General features: G+C 38.4%; 3 protein-coding genes and 2 pseudogenes. 1 reads left to right on the top strand and 4 read right to left on the bottom strand.

Features of this window, described 5'->3' with window-relative positions; all coding sequences use genetic code 11:
* The 4 genes and pseudogenes from L5M10_RS23460 to L5M10_RS23445 form a co-directional block, all read right to left on the bottom strand.
* Positions 1-141 (bottom strand): annotated as a pseudogene (locus L5M10_RS23460) (IS4 family transposase); the annotation flags it as partial.
* 38 nt (positions 142-179) lie between these two features.
* Positions 180-302 (bottom strand): hypothetical protein, encoded by a 123-nt coding sequence (locus L5M10_RS23455; RefSeq protein WP_263256053.1) that lies wholly within the window; start codon positions 300-302, stop codon positions 180-182.
* 87 nt (positions 303-389) lie between these two features.
* Positions 390-896, bottom strand: a complete 507-nt coding sequence (locus tag L5M10_RS23450; protein WP_263171608.1) for a hypothetical protein — start codon at positions 894-896, stop codon at positions 390-392.
* A 342-nt stretch (positions 897-1,238) separates the two neighbouring features.
* Positions 1,239-2,549: a DUF3644 domain-containing protein gene (locus L5M10_RS23445; RefSeq protein WP_212599396.1), complete on the bottom strand. Its 1,311-nt coding sequence runs from the start codon at positions 2,547-2,549 to the stop codon at positions 1,239-1,241.
* 295 nt (positions 2,550-2,844) lie between these two features.
* Here L5M10_RS23445 and L5M10_RS23440 point away from each other — a divergent pair.
* A pseudogene (locus L5M10_RS23440) lies at positions 2,845-2,978 on the top strand (IS110 family transposase); the annotation flags it as partial.

Here is a 2,978-nt window from a genome sequence, read left to right as displayed (position 1 = left end):
ATTTCGACCTAACTCAGTCAAGGTCAGTGTCTTACATTCAATCAGTGCCTTAGAGGCCAGCATCAAGCTGTTTAATCGTTTTAGGTGAAGTTCTGGGCAGTATTGGTGTAAAGAATGTTGTAGGATATTGGCTTCGCGCATCTTGTTGTCCAAGTGTAGTTTTTAGCGAAACCATTTGATCATGCAACAAGATGCGCTTCCACCCTAATTTGATGATTTATTTGTAAATCATCAGGGGATTCTTCAGTAACAAGTGTCAAAGCAAGCACTATGCTCATACCAAAAAAACTAATTTTTTTCATAAAAACTCTTATAAAATATCAAAGTCGTGGAATCCCATTCCACACCAGAGCAAGAAATCGTTAAAAATAATCATCATTGTCAAGCTACTACTGCGAGTCTTTTCTTTCCCTAATTATCGACTCCATTGCATCCATAAACCTCTTCGCATCATCAAGACTTCGAGTTCTCAAGGCGTGCTTTGTGATACGATCTTCAGTATCAACTAATGAGACTACATACCACTGCTTAAACTTGCGCTGCCAATCAAGTAACTTCACACCTTTAATTGTTCTAAAGTAAATACGCTCATTGTTTAATTTCGTTTCAGCCTGACTTTTCCCAACTATTGCTGTGTCAGCAATTATTGCAGCAGAACTCGATGAGTTAGTAACAAAGCCGTAATTCCAAAAAACATATTTATCCGTTATTCCAAATTCATCAGGTTTCCATTCTGAGTGTTGCGTCATAGTTAATTCCTCAACAACATTCAACGCCTCACTGTAACTCATTAGTGTAGGCTGATAAGAAATTGCATTAGAACCACATGCTGTAACGAATAACAGAAAAATCGGAAAAAAAATCCCTCTTATAACCGTAAATAGTAATCTATTCATTCCACACACCCTGCTTAATAAGTAATCACAAATGGTGTCAGAGTAAAACTTAAAAATACTCATCTACCAGTAGTTACAAACTTCGTAGTCATTCTTAAATCAAGGTCATGAGACTCCCTCCCCCACACACGACCAAAAGGTTAAAAACGCCTGTTCCTCTTTTGGAAATCCCTCGGCGTCCTTAGTGAAGTTACCAGCATTAGTTGGTGGCTTCGTGCTTATTTGAAAATAGCTAACGCTTTCGATAAAGTGTCCCTTCACCCGAAAACTATGCCTGTATAATTTCTTCTCATTATTTTTAATAATGGGGTCTTTATTTTTCTTAGCAGAAACCTTACTAGGTTATTTCTTTTTACTTAGCATTTTTTTAGCTTTAGCAACGAAATCATCTTCCTGAGTAATGCGCTTAACTAGTTCAGTTACAGCAGATTCAGAGTATTGATGCCGGTTTGCAAGCTTGGCATGGTAATGATATTCATTGTTAGATTGCTGCCAAGCAAGTCTCTGTATACACGCTTGAATACAATGGTTGTTAAGCTCTGGTCTTCCGGTAAATTTATTTCTTCCTGGGATACATTTCTCTAACTTCAACTGGTCACGATCGGTTTCTAATTTGGTATTTACCAATTGTTGTAGTTTTGTCTGCGAATACGGATGCGACTTATCTAAATCTATCGTCTTTTCTATAACCTTTAGCTTTTGACGTAATTCATTAAGATCACTTGCAGTACCCGAGGCCTTGGTCAATACCACTTGTGCATCCCCTTCACCTTGTGCAAAGACCAAATGAACCTTCAATGGTATTGCAAAGTTCATATCATCAGCTTTTTCAACTTCATACTGAATGCTGGTTGCTAATTCAAGAATTTCATATGCTGCAGCACCATACTGTGTTTTTAATAAAGACATTGCAGGGAGTTTAAAATCACCAACTATAGTCATCATTCCAGTATGTTGAACCGATATAAAAGCCACTTGTGAAAATGCCTCAAATTCAGATGAAAAGTTAAGTACACCTGATTGAAATATTCTAGAGGCAATAGCTTGTAGTTCTGGCATTAAGAGATGTACAGCTTGATCACGCCAATCAGCTACCATTTCAATGTTCTTTCGAACTAAATCTTTATCAGCATACAAACGCGCCAAACATGCCCTCAATGAAATAGTCTGGCGTATACCTTTCTTATTTGCTGGCTCGAAAATACTATCTTCACCGTCACGTTCAATTAAGCGTGCTTTAGAAAGTTGCTCCCACGCAGTACAGAATAGCAAAACAAAGCCGTCTAACTTATTCTCTAATGATGGACGATTATAAAGCTCTAACGCCAACATCATGTTATCGCGAGATTTTTTAAGTAACGCTTTGGAAAGTTGCGATTTACATTTATGACCAAGCTCCTGAAAGTGCTTACTTTGGGATAATCGCTTTTGGAACTCGACAAAAGTTAAATCCAGCGTATTTATTGCGCGGAAAATGCCATCACCGGTCTCTGTGACAAACTGTGTAATCTGGCCTTTGTTGTAATAGGTTTCAAATGTACTGACCTTCCAACCAGAGGCTACGATTAACTCTTCCCTAGAGAAACTTTTCCCAGAGTGCTCAGCATGTTGTAAGAAATTAAAGAATTTCCGCTGACTTTGACGTCCTGCCATATTTATCTCCCAATATCCTGATCAATTGAGTCAGATTACTATTCACTCTGACAAAAATAATTTCAGTATTATTGCCGCAATTAAGTCATTGTTATTAAATAGTAAAAACTTTATATCTTACATCACACCAAAGCTCATTGAATACGCCCATCCCCTCGGAGTTGCCGCAGGGCGAATAGGCAAATTGCGTGAGTCTCGCCATGGATAATGGAATGGACCCATCCACTTTTAATCGGCCTCGCAATGGGCCACGATGTAGTCGCTAAAACTCATCAGAAAGAGGACGGGTCCACCTATGAAGATTACTACAATCGGTTTAGATATCGCAAAGTCTGTTTTTCATGCTGTTGGCGTCGATAAAGCGGGTAAGTTAATCAAAAAGAAAATGCTTAGACGCAAGGACTTACTTCCCTTTCTTGCTCAAATTGA

The sequence above is a fragment of the Shewanella sp. SM32 genome (genome assembly GCF_025654235.1).
In the GTDB taxonomy this organism is placed as follows: Bacteria; Pseudomonadota; Gammaproteobacteria; order Enterobacterales; family Shewanellaceae; genus Shewanella; species Shewanella oncorhynchi.
This window is presented reverse-complemented; position numbering and strand designations above follow the sequence as displayed.

What these genes read in the sequence shown, in the direction of transcription:
- L5M10_RS23450 (WP_263171608.1), bottom strand. Translation starts at nt 896, where the DNA reads ATGAATAGATTACTATTTACGGTTATAAGAGGGATTTTTTTTCCGATT.
- L5M10_RS23445 (WP_212599396.1), bottom strand. Translation starts at nt 2,549, where the DNA reads ATGGCAGGACGTCAAAGTCAGCGGAAATTCTTTAATTTCTTACAACAT.
- L5M10_RS23455 (WP_263256053.1), bottom strand. Translation starts at nt 302, where the DNA reads ATGAAAAAAATTAGTTTTTTTGGTATGAGCATAGTGCTTGCTTTGACA.